A 16,644-nucleotide genomic window follows, 5' to 3' on the forward strand; every position below is an offset into this window, starting at 1 on the left:
AGCTTGGTATGTACACCTCATCCAGCAACGGCTGGGCATAAGCGATGTCACTGGCTTGCCCGCCCGACAATAGAAATTTCAGTGGTACGCCGTTGGCATCGCACAGCATGTGGATTTTGGTCGTCAGGCCGCCCCGACTTCGTCCGAGCGCGTGATCTTGCGGTTCTTCAGACCCCCTTTTTTCCCGGCACCAGAAGAGGCCCGGGTTGCGCGTACTGCCGTGGAGTCAATCATCCAGGTCTGCAGATCAATTAACCCTTGCTCATTGAGCTTGATGTGAAGCCGCTTGAGCATCTGCTCAAACGTTCCGCGATTACGCCAGTCACGAAAACGTTGATAGACCGTTGACCATGAGCCAATGATGGGACAGGCAAAGTCCCGGCGAAGTATCGCGACGCTTATCCGCTACAACCACTGCGCCTGACGCAAATCAAATTTGCCTAAATTGCACGAATGCGCGACTCCAAAGCCAGTCAGTATCCCAAGCGCGTGGGTCACACCGGGTTCAACAACGCCTCACGCAGCAGTCTGGCGGCGGGTGAGTCCGGCACATTTTTGCGCGAAACCAACTCATACGGTTCGCTGCGCGAGGTAATGGGCAGCGGCAGCGTGGTGGTGAAACCGTAGCCGGAGCAGAACTTCGCCACGTCGGTCGAGACCAGCGCGACGAGGGTCGGGTTTTCCTGAAGCAGCGACAAGGTGGCGAACGCTGATGTCGTCTCCAGCAGGTGCACCGGAAAACGCAGGTCGGCCTCATGAAACTCTCGTTCCAGCAGCAAACGCATCGGCATGTTGGCGCGATAGACCACCCAGCGGTAATCCACCAGGTCCTTGAGCGACAACTGCCGGGCATAGGCAAACGGATGCTGGGTGCTGGCGATCACTGCCAGGGTTTCCTCGACGAACGTCGAGCTCTCATACAGATAGGGAGTGGTGCTGATGGTAGTACGACAGATCGCCAGATCCAGGCGCCCCGCGTCAATCTGGCTGAGCAGCGCGGCGCTGGTGTCTTCGACAATCTCGATGGACAGCTTCGGGTGATCGGCAATCACCCGGCTGATCGCCGTGGTCAATAGCGGCACGGCGCCCATGATGGTGCCGACTGACACGCGCCCGCCCTCGCCGCTCATGATGCCGATGATCTCTTCGCGCAGGTGCGTGAGGTCGGTCTGGATCAACCGGGCGTACCGAATGACAGAGCGTCCGGCATCAGTGGGTTCAAGCCCGCGGTTAGTGCGAGTGAATAGCGAAGTGCCGAAGGTGGTTTCAATTTCTTGCAGGGCTTTGCTGGCACCAGGTTGTGTCAGCGCGACCTGTTTGGCCGCGCCCAGCAAGGAGCCGTGCACATCAAGGGCTATCAACAGGCGCAGCTGCTTGATGTGCAGGCGGGACATGATTGAGTTCAGTGAGGGCGTCATCAGGATTAACTAAAAGTTATAGAGGTATCGAAAGTTGTCAGTATCGAGGCTCGCCACGACGGACCTATAGTCCACCCCACAACCAGGCAATGCAATGGGTTTGACCAGAGAACGAAAGTCCTCCTGCCGTAGACCGGTTGCAACAATAACAATCCTGTATAACTCGCGGTGAATCATGTCCCTGATCAATTACGTCACCAAGATCCAGTTCGGCTACGACAGCCTGCAGCACCTGGCCGTCGAAGCCGAGCGCGCCGGCATCACCCGGCCGCTGATCGTTACCGACCTCGGCGTGCGCAATGCCGGCATCGTCGACAAAGTCATCAAAGCCCTCGGCGCTGAGTGTGCTCCGACGATTTTCGACGCCACCCCACCCAACCCGAACGAACAGGCCGTGCGTGAAGCCGTGGCGCAATACCACCTCGGCGAATGCAACGGCATCATCGCCGTCGGCGGTGGTTCCTCCATCGATCTGGCCAAGGGCGTGTCGGTCTGCGCCACTCACGACGGTCCTTTGCAAAGCTTTGCGGTGATCGAAGGCGGACTGGATCGCATCACCCCGGCCACCGCGCCATTGATCGCGATTCCGACCACCGCCGGCACCGGCAGCGAAGTGGGTCGCGGCGCCATCCTGATTCTCGACGATGGTCGCAAAGTCGGTGTCATATCGCCATATGTCGTGCCCCGCGTGGCGATCTGCGATCCGGAATTGACCCTGGGCCTGCCGGCCATGCTTACCGCCGCCACCGGCATGGACGCCATCGCACATTGCATCGAAACCTTCATGGCGCCGGCCTTCAACCCCGCCGCCGACGGCATCGCCCTCGACGGCCTGTGGCGCGCCTGGGAACACATCGAACGCGCAACGGCCGAACCCGGTGATCGTGAAGCGCGGATGAACATGATGAGCGCCTCCATGCAAGGCGCCCTCGCCTTTCAAAAAGGCCTGGGCTGTGTGCACAGCCTGTCCCACGCACTGGGCGGGATCAATCCGAAGCTGCACCATGGCACCTTGAACGCGATCTTCCTGCCTGCGGTCGTGCACTTCAACGCTGATGCCCCGACCGTGCGTGACGAGCGAAAACTCGAACGATTGCGCCATGCCATGGGCCTTGAGGCAGGCGCCAATATCGGCGCGGCCATCGAAGACATGACCCGACGCCTGGGACTGCCGACCCGGCTGAGCGAGATCGGCGTGGACGAGAGCCTGTTTGCCGGCATCGTCGAAGGCGCGCTGCATGATCACAGCCACAAGACCAACCCCCGCGAAGCGTCCTCTGCGGACTACCTGTCGATGCTCGAACAATCGCTGTAAGCAGCCGCTATCCAACAACAATAAATCAGGAGGCACCCGCGTCGTCGGCCCGGCCGACGCCAGCGGAACAATCATGAAACCCACCGTCCTTATCGAACGGCAAGACGCCATTGCCATCGTCACCCTCAGTCACCCGGGAAAAATGAATGCCCTGACCCTGTCCATGTGGCAGGACCTGGGTGACGTCATGACCGAACTGTCCGCTGACCCTAGTGTTCGTTGTGTGGTACTGCGTGGCGCCGGTGAGCAGGCCTTTGCCGCCGGCGCCGATGTTGGCGAATTTCCAAGCGTGCGTGCCAACCAGGCACAAGCCCGGGTGTATGCCGAAGTTACTTCCGCGGCGATGCGTGCGGTCGCCGACTGTCCGCACCCGGTGATCGCGATGATCCACGGTGTGTGCGTCGGCGGCGGCCTTGAAATCGCCGCGCTCTGTGACCTGCGTATCTGCGGCACCTCCAGCCGCTTCGGCGCGCCGGTCGGCAAGCTCGGGCTTGTCATGTCCTATGACGAAATGGCCGGCCTGGTGGCGCTGGCCGGGCGCTCGACCACTCTGGAAATGCTCCTGGAGGGCCGCATCCTCGACGCCAATGACGCCTACGTGAAAAATCTCGTGACCCGTGTCGTGGCCGACGTCGAAGTCGAGTCGCAAACCCTCGCCACGGCTAAACGCATCACCAACGGCGCGCCGCTTGTCGCTCGCTGGCACCGCCAGGCTGCACGACAACTGGAAGCCGGCGTCGCACCCACCGACGAGCAGATCGAAAGCAGTTACTCCTGCTACGACACCCAGGACTTTCAGATCGGCCTGAACGCTTTCATCGCGAAAGCCAAACCACAATTCGAGGGCAAATAACATGGGACCGCTGACAGGCATGCGCGTCGTAGAACTGGCTCACATCATGTCCGGACCGGTGTGCGGCATGATGCTGGCCGACATGGGCGCGGACGTGGTGAAAGTCGAGAAAGTCCCGGATGGCGATGACTCGCGCCGCTTCTCGCCGATCATGGCCAGCGGTGAATCCGCCTCGTTCATGGTGGTCAACCGCAACAAGCGCGGGATCGGCCTTAACCTGAAAACCGACGGCGGCCGAGACGTGTTGCGGCGCTTGCTGATGGACGCCGACGTGGTCACGGAAAACTACCGCGCCGGCACCATGGAAAAATTCGGCCTGGGCTATGAAACCCTGAAAATCCTTAATCCGGGCCTGATCTATTGCGCGATCTCCGGCTACGGTCGCAGCGGACCGTTCGGCGAGAAAGGCGGATTCGACCTGATCGCCCAGGGCATGAGCGGCATGATGAGCATGACCGGTGAAGCCGGACGCGAGCCGGTCAAGGCCGGTTCGCCAGTAGCCGATATCAACTCGGGCATCCTCGCCGCCCTCGGCATCTGCGCCGCCTACGCCGCCAAACAGAAAACCGGCCTTGGGCAGATGGTCGATACCTCGCTGTTCGAAGCCGGCCTGCAACAGATGTACTGGCCGGCAGCAGCGTATTTCGCCGATGGCACCATCCTGCCGAAAATGGGTTCAGCCAACTCCACCAGTGCGCCGTATCAGGTGTTCCGCACCGCCGATGGCTGGATCAACATCGGCGCCGCCAACCAGGCCAACTACGAGCGACTGGTCGAGGCGCTGGCCGTCCCGCAGCTCAAGGCCGATCCGCGTTTTGCCAGTAACGCGTTGCGCATGGAGCACCGTTTGGCTTTGGTGGAAATTCTCAACGAAGTGCTGGTGGCGCGCACCACCGATGAATGGATGGTGTTGTTCGACAGCCTCGGACTGCCTGCCGGACCTGTCCTCGACATCGCCGCCGCCCTGGCCCACCCGCAAACCAAGGCGCGCGGCATGGTCGTCGAGACTGAACACCCCACTGAAGGCCGGGTACGCGGCATGGGCCTGCCGATTCACTTCTCCGACATGGACAACGCCGCACCACCGACCAGCCGCCCTGCGCCACTGCTCGGCGAACACACCCGCGAAGTGCTGAAGGAAAGCGGCTTTGCGGATGATGAAATCGACGAGTTGATTAGAAGCAAGGCGGTGGTCGCACTGGCATAACGCAAAAACCTGTGGGAGCGGGCTTGCTCGCGAATGGGATCAACGGTCAACTCAGATATCGAGTCTGACGGCCCCTTCGCGAGCAACAAGCAGATGAAAGCTGCCTCGCAAGCCATCAAGGTCGAAACCAATGGCGCAGTGGACTTGCAGGTCTACGCCAACGGCGCCATGGGCGGCGACACCGACATGCTGTCCCAGGTGCGCGCCGGGGCGATCGATTTCATTCCGTTGCCCGGCGCGATTCTTTCGACGCTGGTGCCGGCCATGTCGATCGAAAGCATGCCGTTCGCCTTCAAGGACTACGACAGTGTCTGGGCCGCGCTGGACGGCAAGCTGGGCGAGCACGTACGCGCCAGGACCGAGAAAGTCGGCCTGATCCCGATGGAAAAAGTCTGGAACAACGGCTTCCGCCAGATCACCAGTTCGACGCGGCCGATCAACACCCCGCAAGACCTCGCCGGCTTCAAACTGCGCGTTCTGGTCAGCCCGCTGTGGACGTCGATGTTCAGTGCCCTGGGCGCCTCGCCGACCGGCATCAGCATCAATGAAACCTACTCGGCCTTGCAGACCAAGGTCGTCGATGGCCAGGAAAACCCGCTGGTGGTGGTCGAGTCCGCGCGTTTCTATGAGGTGCAGAAATACTGCTCGATGACCGACCACATCTGGGGCGGTTTCTGGATCGTTGCGTCGGGCAAGACCTTTCCAAAACTTCCCGCTGATGTGCAGGAAATCGTCTCCCGGCAGATCAACGCTGCCGCTCTGGTCCAGCGCCAACAGGTGATCGATCTCAACTCCAGCCTGGAGCCATCCCTGACTGCCCACGGCATCACCTTCAATAAAGTCGACCGTGCATTGTTCAGGGCTGACCTGCAATCGAAAGGCTTCTACACCCAGTGGAAGGAAAAGTACGGCCCTGAAGCGTGGAGCTTGCTCGAGCAGTACGCGGGTCAACTGTCCTAAGCCGGAGACACAGTCATGAAAAATCAAATTCCAATGACGGATGTCACAACCGCTGAAGGACTCAGCCCACGCCACGCCACGTTTCGCCTGGGACGCACGCTGGACACCGGCCTGCGCTGGCTGACTGAAGGCAGCGCGGCTCTGCTGGTGGTGATCGAAGTCACGTTGCTGTTCTGCAACGTGTTCTCGCGCTATGTACTCAACCAGCCGATCGTCTGGGGGGATGAACTGGCGTCGCTACTGTTCCTATGGCTGGCGATGCTCGGTTCGGTGGTGGCGATGCGTCGCGGCGAGCACATGCGCCTGACCTCGTTCATCGGGCGCTTGCCGGTAGAAAAACGCGCATTCGTCGACACCTTGGGCGCAGTCATCGTCATCACGTTCATCGGGCTGCTGTTCACTCCGGCCTGGGAGTACGTCAGCGACGAATGGATCATCACCACCGCGGCCCTGGAAATCCCCAACGCCTTTCGCGTGTCAGCCATCGCTGTCGGCCTGAGCCTGATGCTGATGACCTGTGTCGCGCGGCTGTTGACCAGCGCCCGGCTGATCGATTTCTCGGTGTCAGTGGCGATGCTCGCCTCTCTCGCCGCGCTGTTGTGGGTGGCGCAAGGCACGATGCTACAGATGGGTAACTGGAACCTGGTGATCTTCTTCATGATCGGCGTGATGGCGATGATCGTCATCGGCGTGCCGATCATGGTCGCGTTCGGCCTGGCAACGGTGGCGTACCTGTCGACCATGACCAGCACGCCGCTGACCCTGGTGGTCGGTCGGATGGACGAAGGCATGGCGAGCCTGATCCTGTTGGCCATCCCGCTGTTCGTGTTCCTGGGCGCGCTGATCGAAGCCATGGGCATGGCGCGGGCGATGATTCGCTTCCTGTGCTCGTTGATCGGTCACGTGCGCGGCGGTCTGTCGTATGTGCTGATAGGTGCCATCTACCTGATCTCCGGCATTTCCGGGTCCAAGGCTGCCGACATGGCCGCCATTGCCCCGGCACTGTTTCCGGAAATGAAGAAACGCGGCGAAGACGAAAACGAGCTGGTGGCGATGCTCAACGCCTCCGGGGCGATGTCGGAAACCATCCCGCCAAGCCTGGTGCTGATCACCATCGGTTCGGTAACCGGTGTGTCGATTTCCGCACTGTTCACCGGCGGCTTCATGCCAGCAGTCGTGGGCGCAATTGCCATGGCGGCGGTGGTCTGGTGGAAAAACCGCAAGAAAGACGCTTCCACTGGTAAACGCGCCACGGGCAAGGAAATCGGCCACTCGCTGCTGGTCGCATTACCGGCCCTGGCCCTGCCCTTCGTGATCCGCACCGCCGTGGTTGAAGGCGTCGCTACCGCGACCGAAGTCGCCGCCATCGGCGTGGCGTACACCTTCGTCGTCGGCCTGCTGTGCTATCGCTGCTTCGATTGGCGCCGCTTGTATCCGATCCTGGTCAGTACCGCGTCGTTGTCCGGCGCGATCCTGATCATCATCGGCAGCGCCACCGCCATGGCATGGGCGCTGACCCAGTCAGGCTTCTCCCACCAACTGGCGCAAGTGATGTCGACTGTGCCGGGCGGCGCGCTGGGCTTTCTGATTATCTCCGCCGTGGCGTTCATCCTGCTCGGCAGCTTTTTGGAGGGCATCCCGGCCATCGTCCTGTTTGGACCGCTGCTATTCCCGATCGCCAAAGCCATGGGCATCAACGACGTGCACTACGCCATGGTCGCGATCTTCGCCATGGGCCTGGGCTTGTTCGCCCCGCCGTTTGGCGTGGGGTTCTACGCCGCATGCGCTATCGCCAAGGTCGACCCCAGCGGTGCCATGCGTCGGGTCTGGCCGTACCTCGGCGCGCTGGTGGTGGCACTGGCGGTGCTGATCGCCGTGCCGTGGGTTTCCATCGGTTTCCTGCCTACTGCCTGAATTGCCCTTTGACTTAACCAAGAGGTTTTCCATGAATTTCTCCACAATGCATGCAGGCTCCGCCACCGAACGCCGATTGACCGTCGACAAGGAGCGCACCATCTCGTTTCTCGGCGAAGACTTGCGCATCTACGCCACGCCGCGCCTGGTCGATGACATCGAGCAGACCTGCCTTGATTACCTGCTGACCTTCCTCGATGAAGGCGAGAACACTGTGGGGGCCGCGGTCGATATCCGCCACGTCGGCGCCACGCTGCAGGGAATGTCGGTGAACATCGCTGCCACGGTCACGCGCATTGAAGGTCGCAGTGTCACCTTCAACGTCGAAGTGCGCGATGACGTTGAACTGGTGGCTACGGCGGCGCACACCCGCGTAGTGGTGAACGTTGCCAAACTGCGCAGCCGCGTCCAGGCCAAAGCCGAAGCAGAGGCTGCGGGCGACGTCGAAGATGGCGTGCTCAGCCCTTCCCGATTGACTGCGGCGCGCTGAACAAGGGACGACGTCATGATCACGCTGCACGAACGCAACGGTTTGCCGAACCTTGCCGGCGAAGACGCGCTGCCGATTGTCGATGCTCACCATCACTTGTGGGACTTGGGCAACGGTCGTTACCCGTGGCTGCAGGACGACTATCACGAGGATTTCTTTCTTGGCGACTATCACAGCCTGTGCCGTGATTTCCTGCCGGAAACCTTTCTCGCTCTGACCCAAAAGCAACGGTTGGTCGGCACCGTGCATGTCGAGGCCGAGCGCGCACGCGATGAGCAAGTCGCCGAAACCCTCTGGCTGGAACAGGTGAACGCCCGTTATGGTTTCCCGAGCGCCATCGTCGCCCACACCTGGTTCGATCGCGAAGACAGCGCCGAGATTCTCGCCGCCCAGGCTGCGCGGCCACTGGTCAAAGGCATACGTTCGAAACCGCTGACCTCGGCGTCGCCGGACATATCGATTACCGGGGCCAAGGGCACCATGCAGGACCCGAAATGGCTGGAAGGATTTGCGCGACTGGCTGATCACGATCTGTCGTGGGACTTGCGCGTGCCGCCGTGGCACTTGGTCGAGGCGGCCGAGGTGGCGGCGATGTTTCCGCAAATCCGCATTGCGCTCAATCACACCGGCTTCGCCTGGGATCGCAGCCCGCAAGGCATGGCACGCTGGCGCAAAGGCCTGGAAGCACTGGCCTTGCAGCCCAACGTACACATCAAGTTGTCGGAGTTCGGCCTGAAGGATTCGCCCTGGAACTACGCCGACAACCGGGTGGTGGTACTGACCGCACTGGAGATTTTCGGCCCCGAACGCTGCATGTTCGCCAGCAACTTTCCGGTGGCCGGGCTGCGCGCTTCCTACGACACGATTGCCAATGGCATGGCTGACATGCTCGCGCCGATGGGTCGTGCCGTGCAGGAAGCAGTGTTCGCCGGCAACGCTCAACGCTTTTATCGCCTGGAGCAACTGCATGGATGAGGTATCGAGCATCGACTGGCGCGAACGCTTTCTGGCCAGCGGCGACGATGCGGACCTGCCTATCGTCGACGCGCACCAACACTATTTCGACATCGAAGCCCATTACTACCCGTGGCTGAACGATCGCCCGTTGCTACCGTTCCGCTATGGTGATTACTCGTCCATTTGCCGCAACTTTCTGCCGGCCGACTATCGCCGACTGGCCGGCAAGCATCGCGTGGTGCAGACCGTCGTCATTGAAGGTGAATGGGACCCGGCAACACCTGCGGATGAAGTGATGTTTGTCGAATCACTGGCGCAGAGCGAACCCAGCGTGGCGGCGATGGTTGCGCAGGCCTGGCTGGACCGTGAAGACGCTTTCGACCTGTTGCGCCTGTACGCAAATCACCCGTTGGTGCGCGGCATCCGCCACAAACCGACGGTGACCAGCCGCGAGGCCTGGCGTGTAGATTTTGCAGAATCAGGCTCCATGCGTGACCCGCGCTGGCGTGAGGGCTACGCACAACTGGCGAAAAACGGCCTGCACTTCGAGTTGCAGGCGCCCTGGTGGCATCTGCCAGAAGCCGCCGAGCTGGCCCGGGACTTTCCCGACGTGACCATCGTGGTCAATCACACCGCGCTGCCGGCGGATCGGTCCGAAGCAGGCTTGGCCGGGTGGCGTACCAACCTTGCGCTGCTGGCACGGGAGCCGAACGTTGCCTTGAAGATTTCCGGCATCTGCATCCCCGGCAAGGCATGGCCAGTCGAAGCGAACCGGATGGTGGTGAACGACGCGATTTCGATTGTCGATGTCAGCCGTTGCGCGTTCGCCAGCAATTACCCGGTCGATGGCGTGGTGAACAGCCTCAGCGAAGTCCTCGACGGGTTCAAAGCCATTGTTCGCGACCGCCCCCTCGCTGAGCGGCTGGCCCTGTTTCATGACAACGCCCGACGCATCTACCGGCTCACCTGAACCCCTTTGTACCGCTCACCAGGAGTCCAACATGTTTGAAGTTTCAGGCCACAACTACATCGCCGGCACACGTTCGGCAAACGGTACGACCACCCTGCTTAGCCACGACGCCACCACCGGGGAAGCGCTGCCGTACCGCTTTCATCAAGCGACAACGGAAGAAGTGAACGCCGCCGCACAAGCAGCCGCCACGGCTTACCCGACCTTTCGCAACCTTTCTGCCGCACGTCGCGCCGGTTTTCTCGACGCCATTGCCACAGAACTGGAGGCGCTGGATGAACCGTTCATCAGCCTCGTGTGCCGGGAAACCGCCCTGCCCGCCGCGCGCATCCAGGGTGAGCGGGCCCGCACCAGCGGCCAGATGCGCCTGTTCGCCACGATGCTGCGGCGCGGCGATTTCTACGGTGCGCGCATCGACTGTGCGCTGCCGGACAGGCAACCGCTGCCCCGCCCGGACCTGCGCCAGTATCGCACCGGCCTCGGACCGGTCGCGGTGTTCGGTGCCAGCAACTTCCCGCTGGCCTTTTCTACCGCGGGCGGCGATACAGCCTCCGCCTTCGCCGCCGGTTGCCCTGTAGTGTTCAAGGCCCACAGCGGGCATATGGCGACCGCCGATTACGTCGCCGATGCGATCACTCGCGCCGCGGTAAAAACCGGCATGCCTGAAGGTGTCTTCAGCCTGCTTTACGGCAGCGTCGGTGAAACACTGGTCAAGCACCCGGCGATTCAGGCGGTCGGTTTCACCGGTTCGTTGCGCGGCGGTCGGGCCTTGTGTGACATGGCAGCAGCACGCCCGCAACCGATCCCGGTGTTCGCCGAGATGAGCAGCATCAACCCGGTGTTGCTGTTGCCCGAAGCGTTGAAGGCACGCGGCGACAAAATCGCCACCGAGCTGAGCGCTTCTGTGGTACTGGGTGCGGGTCAGTTCTGCACTAATCCCGGTTTGGTACTGGGCATTCGCTCGCCGGAGTTCACCGCTTTCATTGAGCGTTTTGCCGGATTGATGAACGAACAACCCGCACAAACCATGCTCAACAGCGGTGCCCTGAAAAGCTACTGCCACGGCCTGGACAACCTGCGCGCCCACCCCGGCATAACGCACCTGGCCGGCACCGACCAACAGGGTAATCAGGCACGGCCACAAGTGTTCAAGGCCGACGTCAGCCTGTTGATCAACGGTGATGAATTGCTACAGGAAGAAGTATTCGGCCCGACCACTATCGTCGTCGAAGTCGCCGACCACGCCGAGTTGATGCAGGCCTTGCACGGCCTGCGCGGACAGTTGACCGCCACCCTGATGATTGAAGACACGCAAGCCAACAGTGTCAGCGACGTGCTGGCCCTGCTGGAACAGAAAGTCGGGCGCGTATTGTTCAACGGTTACCCTACGGGCGTGGAGGTCTGCGACGCGATGGTCCACGGCGGACCATACCCGGCGACGTCGGATGCGCGCGGCACGTCGGTCGGCACTCTGGCGATCGATCGCTTCCTGCGCCCTGTGTGTTACCAGAACTGCCCCGACAACCTGCTGCCAGACGCCCTGAAAAACGCCAACCCGCTGGGCATCGCCCGCCTGGTTGACGGCGTCAGCCACCGCGAAGCGCTGTAAGTCACCGGCTTCAACTAACGCCCACTGATAGCAACAACTTCCGTGCCTGTGAACAACAGGCATCGGATTGGCTCGCCCCGAAAACCGCTGCTCCCACAATAAAAACAGAGGAAGTCTCATGCACGTTCAACGTCACCCGAAACAACGCTTTTGCAGACTGATGCTGGCCGTTACTGCCGCCGTGATGATCAATACCGCAGGCACTCAACTGGCCGTTGCCGACACCACCCCCACCGCGACGACAGCGCCCATGCAATGTGCCACTGAAGCCACACCCCGCTACACCAAGACCCCCACCGGTTACCTCATGGTGTTGCGCATGGGTGACAACGCGTTCAAGGAACTGACCAAACTGGCGATAGCCGAGAAGATCCCCAGTGCCTCGATCAGCGGGATCGGTTTCGGCAACGTGAAGTTCGGTTTCTGGAACAAGGACAAAAAGGACTTCGACGCCAAGACCTTCAGCAACGTCGAGATGGCCAGCATCACCGGCTCGGTGGCGTGGAAGAATGATCAGCCTTCGATCCACATGCACGGTGTCGCCGGCGACGCCACGTTCCAGGCCTATGGCGGCCACATACTGGATTTCGAAGTCACCACAGGTTCGATGGAGATCACTGTGATCTTGCACCAGCGTCGTCTGGAACGCGGGATTGACCCGTGCATCGGTGCCAACGTACTGGGTATCTGATTCCAACAGCATGCTCCCGCCGACAGCGCATCTGTGATGGCGGGAGTCACCCTTCTCAATTCCAACTACAAAAACAAGGGGCGCTTCATATGAGCAACAAGAACACGGTCGTAACCCTGGCTCTGGGTGCCATTGCACTCAGCACCCAGGCACAGGCCGACTTCCTGAGTGACAGCAAAGCCACGCTGGGCATGCGCAATTTCTACTTCAACAATGACAACCGCGACGGCTCGGCCGCCCCCTCGAAAACCGAAGAATGGGCACAGGGCTTCATGCTCGACTACAAGTCGGGCTACACCGATGGCGTGGTGGGTTTTGGCATCGATGCGCTGGGTTTGATGGGCGTTACCCTGGACAGCGGCAAAGGACGGCATGTCGGCAGCTCGATGATTCCTTCGGACAGCGACAACAGAGCCGTCGATGAGTGGAGCCGGTTGGGGCTGACCGGCAAGGTCAAGGTCTCGAAATCCGAACTGCGTCTGGGCACGCTGATGCCGAAGCTGCCGATCCTGGTGGCCAACGACGGTCGCCTGCTGCCGCAGACATTCGAGGGCGGGCAAATCACTTCGGGCGAGTTCAAGGATCTGACCCTGACAGGTGGCCGGATTGAACACGCCACAGGCCGGGGTTCAAGCGATCAAACCGGCCTGGCCGCCACGGGCGGTACCCGTGAAAGCAATGCGTTCGACTTCGCTGGCGGCGACTGGAAAATCACCAAAGACCTGACCGTCCAGTATTACTACGCCAACCTGGACGACTATTACACCCAGCAGTTTTTCGGCCTGATCCACACACTGGCGATCTCGGACAATCAATCCCTGAAAACCGACCTGCGTTACTTCAAGACCGACTCGTCCGGTAAAAACAGCTCGGGCACCTCGGGCTACAGAATCAGTGGCTACACCCAAGACAGCGATGGCGAGATCGACAACCGGACCTGGAGTGCCGCACTGATTTACTCCTTGGGTGCCCATGCGATTACGGCGGGTTACCAAAGCGTTTCGAGCGGTAGTAATTTCACTCAGCTCAATCAGGGCAATTTGCCGGACAAAGGCGCCGGTGGGGCCAGTCTTTACCTGTATACCGATCGCCTGATCCAGACCTTCACCCGCGCGGGCGAGCGCACAGCCTTCGGTCAGTATGCATATGACTTCGCAGCCTTGGGGGTACCGGGTTTGAAAGCGTCAGTCATGTACCTCAGCGGGGACAATATCAAGACGACATCCAGTGATAACCAGAAAGAATGGGAGCGGGATATCAGCCTGGACTACGTGCTCCAGTCCGGTGCGCTTAAAGGGGTTGGATTCGGTTGGCGCAATGGCAAGTCGAACAGCGAAGCGTCCCGCAACCAGGATCAGAATCGGTTGATCGTGACTTATAGCATTCCGCTGTTTTAGCTACTGGACATCACGATATCGCTCACTTCGAGGACGCTGGCCTACGGGAGGGGCTAGACTTTTGAGGGCATGCCGCTGGCGTCACTGTCTTGCCCATAGGTCCAGCACGCAGTGAAGATAGAAACTCGCATGGAACGGCGATATCACTGCGCCTTGGGGGAGTTCCCCCGAGCGCAGCTACCCTGCGGCCATCCCTTAGTCGCTTCCTTTGCCGCAGTCAGATTGCAAGATGATCCGATCTGAAAGGTTCGTTGAACCTGAAAAAACGTCATCCTAATTATCAATTACCTGTTGCAGGTGAATCGCCAACTCCGTTGCAAACCGCCGCTCCGGTGTCTCGACTTCGATGCCAAATAGCTCCTGAATCCGCGTGAGGCGGTATCTGAGCGTTGTCACATGCACCCCCATCGCATCCGCACAGGCCTGGCTACGGCATCTTTCGCGCAGATACACAGTCAGTGTTTCCAGATAAGGCGTTTGATGCTTGCGATCATGGGCCAGCATCGCGCCCACGCTTTCGTTGACGAAGGTACGAATATCCTCCCCGCCCACCGCGGCCACAAAGATCGGAATCGGCCCGAAGTCCTTATCGGAAATCGGCCCACGGCGGCCAAACGATCGGGCGATCTCGATCAGCCGCCGGCAGCGCTCCCACGCGGCCGGGTAATCGCTGAGAGCCTTGCAGACGCCACTGGCCAGCAGAATCGRCTCGCTCCCCAAGTAATGCGCCAGGTCATCGACAATCTGCCGCTTGAGCTTGGTCAGCCGCTCGCGGCCTTTCTCGCCTTCGGACGGCACCAGGCACACCAGACCGTTGTCGACGATGATTACCGTCGAGTGAATGCCCGCCCGTTGCAGGATACGGGCGACGTTGTGGTGCAGATTCTTCGCCTCCCGCGCCTTGTCGCCATAATCGACAATGATCATCTGCTGCGCGGTATTGAAGCCGAAACCCAGACGCTGGGCCCGCTGCTGAATGTCATCGGTGTCGCGCCAGCGTCCTTCGAGTACTTCAAGCAGAAGTTCGGTCTGGGTGCGGGTTTCAAAGCGAAAGCGGATAAAGCTGCGCATCATCTGCACGCTCAAGGCGAACTTGGCGCTTTCCAGCATCAGCAGGTCCAGTTCGTTGACCGGCGCAGCCACCGGGAACAGCACCAACGCTCCCACCAGTTCTTGATCGACCATCAACGGCTCGATTTGCGCCCGCAGGGTGAACTGGCGCTGGCCGTCGTCGAGAAACAGGTTGACTGTGCTGCGCAAAGCACTACGCAAGCTTTCATGGGTCGCTTTGGAGATTTGCACCCCCAGCACACCAGCGACAGCCGACTGCCAGGCGGCATCATCGAACAATGCAGTGTCCGGCGAGCGACCGGCGACCACCTGATTGGCGGTAAAGTCCACGGCAATCACCGGGTTGGGCAATTGGTTGCCGACCATCAACGACAATGAGGTCACCGAACCTCCACCCAGCACGTGTTCCAATAAGGTGGTGTGCACATGCAACGCCTGTTGCATGCGTTCGGCGGCGCGACGCTCGGCTTCCAGTTGACGCTGGCGCTCCACGGCGATGGCACCCAGGTGGATGATCATGCCGAGGAACACCCGATCTTCCTCCGATACGTCCATGAGCGTGCGGGAAATCACGCTGAGCACCATGGGCCGGCCATCGAAGTCGGTGCAGTTCATCGGCATCACCATCACCGTGCGGTAATCCCGCTCCAGAGATTCGTGGCGATAACCGGGGTACTCGCATACGCGCACGTCACGGATAAATACCGGCTCATTGCGCTGCAAGGCGGTCATTACCGGGCTGGATGACAGCTCCCAGCAATCCACCAGCGGCCGCTGCACCAGGGTCGGGTCATGGCGGGCGATGACATGGCCAAAACCGGCTTCCATATCGATGGCCATGATCGAACTCATGGTCCAGTGGGTGTGCCGGCAACTGGCGTAGACCAACTGGTGCAGCATCGATTGCAGATCACCGCCGGAGTTGATCTGACTCGCCACATCACGCAACGACAGTATCTGCATTTCTCGATTCAAGGCGCTCACCTGAACATGGAGGTCAAGGCAGCCAACTTGCCTGCCAGGCCCGCCGGATACTTGCGCCGTTTCAGAGCAATGTCCAACTAATTTTCACTACGAAACCACGGAAGACGCTCTTTCCCTTTGCTCCTAGCCTAAGGCCACAACCAACAGCCACAAGGGCGACGAGTCATCATGAATCTGGAAAATCTGGGCGTCAGGAAATACTGCACCTTTATCGAAGAAACCTTTATCGAAGGCGGCAAGGACGCCGGTAAGCCGATCACCCTGATCGTAGTGGCAGCCGTGTTGAAGAACCCTTGGGCTGGCCAGGGTTTCGTCGAAAACCTGCGCCCGGAGATCCTGCGCCTGGCCCCGGGCCTGGGCTATGAAATGACCCGCCGCCTGACGGCTCTGATGCCGGGCGACAAGGTCGAAGCCTTTGGCAAGGCCGCCGCCGTCGGGGTCAACGGTGAAATCGAACACGCCTCGGGGCTGATCCACACCCTGCGCTTCGGCAACCTGTTCCGCGACGCCGTACAAGGCACCGCCTACCTGAGCTTCACCAACACCCGCAACGCTCCGGGCGCCCTGCTCTCGTTGCCGATGGTGCACAAAAGCGAAACCGGCAAGCGCTCGCACTTCCTGACCGCCAACTTCCAGGTCGCCGATGCACCGGGGCCGGACGAAGTGCTGATCGCCATTGGCGCCTCCGACGGCTCCCGTGCGCACCCAAGGATTGCCGACCGCTATCAAGACATGGCGGAGATGGAAGCGGAACAACTCAAGGACTGATCTTTCCTTCTTAACGCAGCAAAATTTCCACAAAACTTCC

14 protein-coding genes and 1 pseudogene are annotated in these 16,644 nt (G+C 60.7%); 12 read left to right on the plus strand and 3 right to left on the minus strand.

Going from position 1 to position 16,644, the window contains the following annotated elements; genetic code table 11:
• Both AB4Z35_RS21885 and AB4Z35_RS21890 read right to left on the minus strand, forming a co-directional pair.
• Positions 1–357: pseudogene (locus AB4Z35_RS21885) on the minus strand (IS5 family transposase); the annotation flags it as partial.
• Positions 358–494: 137 nt separating this feature from the next.
• On the minus strand, positions 495–1,418 hold the full coding sequence (locus AB4Z35_RS21890; protein ID WP_008000287.1) for a LysR family transcriptional regulator: 924 nt from the start codon (positions 1,416–1,418) through the stop codon (positions 495–497).
• Positions 1,419–1,593: 175 nt separating this feature from the next.
• Here AB4Z35_RS21890 and AB4Z35_RS21895 point away from each other — a divergent pair, with 175 nt between their 5' ends.
• The 11 genes from AB4Z35_RS21895 to AB4Z35_RS21945 all read left to right on the plus strand — a co-directional run bounded on the left by AB4Z35_RS21895 (position 1,594) and on the right by AB4Z35_RS21945 (position 13,781).
• Positions 1,594–2,733: an iron-containing alcohol dehydrogenase gene (locus tag AB4Z35_RS21895; protein WP_442099372.1), complete on the plus strand. Its 1,140-nt coding sequence runs from the start codon at positions 1,594–1,596 to the stop codon at positions 2,731–2,733.
• Between the two features lie 73 nt (positions 2,734–2,806).
• Positions 2,807–3,586: an enoyl-CoA hydratase-related protein gene (locus AB4Z35_RS21900; protein ID WP_442099373.1), complete on the plus strand. Its 780-nt coding sequence runs from the start codon at positions 2,807–2,809 to the stop codon at positions 3,584–3,586.
• Position 3,587: 1 nt separating this feature from the next.
• Positions 3,588–4,793, plus strand: a complete 1,206-nt coding sequence (locus AB4Z35_RS21905) for a CaiB/BaiF CoA transferase family protein (RefSeq protein WP_442099374.1) — start codon at positions 3,588–3,590, stop codon at positions 4,791–4,793.
• A gap of 93 nt (positions 4,794–4,886) precedes the next feature.
• On the plus strand, positions 4,887–5,753 hold the full coding sequence (locus AB4Z35_RS21910; protein WP_442099376.1) for a TRAP transporter substrate-binding protein: 867 nt from the start codon (positions 4,887–4,889) through the stop codon (positions 5,751–5,753).
• 15 nt (positions 5,754–5,768) lie between these two features.
• Entirely contained in the window at positions 5,769–7,667 is a 1,899-nt protein-coding gene (locus AB4Z35_RS21915) for a TRAP transporter large permease (protein ID WP_442099377.1), read from the plus strand.
• Positions 7,668–7,698: 31 nt separating this feature from the next.
• Positions 7,699–8,157 carry a thioesterase family protein gene (locus AB4Z35_RS21920; protein ID WP_442099378.1) on the plus strand — a complete coding sequence of 153 codons (459 nt, stop codon included), beginning with the start codon at positions 7,699–7,701 and terminating at the stop codon, positions 8,155–8,157.
• A gap of 15 nt (positions 8,158–8,172) precedes the next feature.
• Positions 8,173–9,132, plus strand: a complete 960-nt coding sequence (locus tag AB4Z35_RS21925; RefSeq protein ID WP_442099379.1) for an amidohydrolase family protein — start codon at positions 8,173–8,175, stop codon at positions 9,130–9,132.
• The gene (locus AB4Z35_RS21930; RefSeq protein WP_442099380.1) at positions 9,125–10,084 is read left to right on the plus strand and encodes an amidohydrolase family protein; all 960 of its coding nucleotides are present in this window, start codon (positions 9,125–9,127) and stop codon (positions 10,082–10,084) included. Before AB4Z35_RS21925 ends, AB4Z35_RS21930 begins: the two co-directional genes overlap by 8 nt.
• Before the next feature lie 31 nt (positions 10,085–10,115).
• Positions 10,116–11,693: an aldehyde dehydrogenase (NADP(+)) gene (locus AB4Z35_RS21935; protein WP_442099381.1), complete on the plus strand. Its 1,578-nt coding sequence runs from the start codon at positions 10,116–10,118 to the stop codon at positions 11,691–11,693.
• A gap of 118 nt (positions 11,694–11,811) precedes the next feature.
• Complete coding sequence (locus AB4Z35_RS21940) at positions 11,812–12,384, plus strand: PPC domain-containing DNA-binding protein (protein WP_442099382.1); 573 nt, start codon at positions 11,812–11,814, stop codon at positions 12,382–12,384.
• Between the two features lie 89 nt (positions 12,385–12,473).
• Positions 12,474–13,781, plus strand: a complete 1,308-nt coding sequence (locus AB4Z35_RS21945) for an OprD family porin (protein WP_442099384.1) — start codon at positions 12,474–12,476, stop codon at positions 13,779–13,781.
• 273 nt (positions 13,782–14,054) lie between these two features.
• On the opposite strand, the gene AB4Z35_RS21950 is transcribed toward AB4Z35_RS21945, so the two are convergent.
• Entirely contained in the window at positions 14,055–15,836 is a 1,782-nt protein-coding gene (locus tag AB4Z35_RS21950; protein ID WP_442099385.1) for a helix-turn-helix domain-containing protein, read from the minus strand.
• A 168-nt stretch (positions 15,837–16,004) separates the two neighbouring features.
• On the opposite strand from AB4Z35_RS21950, the gene AB4Z35_RS21955 reads away from it, so the two are divergent.
• A complete protein-coding gene (locus AB4Z35_RS21955; protein ID WP_442099386.1) occupies positions 16,005–16,604 on the plus strand; it encodes an amino acid synthesis family protein in 600 nt (199 codons plus the stop codon).
• Positions 16,605–16,644: the final 40 nt, after the last annotated feature.

The organism is Pseudomonas sp. KB_15 (assembly GCF_052114525.1).
Taxonomy (GTDB): domain Bacteria; phylum Pseudomonadota; class Gammaproteobacteria; order Pseudomonadales; family Pseudomonadaceae; genus Aquipseudomonas.